Source organism: Shigella sp. FC1544, from assembly GCF_001722145.1.
GTDB classification, from domain to species: domain Bacteria; phylum Pseudomonadota; class Gammaproteobacteria; order Enterobacterales; family Enterobacteriaceae; genus Escherichia; species Escherichia coli.
In genome coordinates this window covers 1-310 of the sequence record NZ_MECT01000491.1, presented here as the reverse complement: position 1 = coordinate 310, position 310 = coordinate 1, and the positions used below count along the sequence as shown (strand labels likewise).

At 62.3% G+C, this 310-nt stretch carries 1 pseudogene; it reads left to right on the top strand.

The annotated features are described in order from the left end of the window. Positions 1-310, top strand: a pseudogene (locus BGK49_RS28145) (transposase); the annotation flags it as partial.

Genomic DNA, 310 nt, shown 5'->3' with positions numbered 1-310 from the left:
CTGGCCGAACAAACCGTCGTCGTTCCCGGCACGAATGCCGCTGCCGTAGTACTGCCACGTCTGGCACTCCAGCTCATCACGCTGCGTAAGCAAAGAGACGAGGTGGCGCTTGAGGTAGAACAGCGAGTTATTGCTCACCCTCTTTACCCGGTCCTGACCAGTATGCCCGGAGTCGGTGTCAGGACCGCAGCCAGACTCCTCACCGAGGTCGCTGCCGCGCCTTCGCCTCTGCCGCACATCTCGCTGCTTATGCTGGCCTTGCGCCGGTAACTCGGCGATCCGGCTCGTCAATACGCGGTGAGCATCCCTC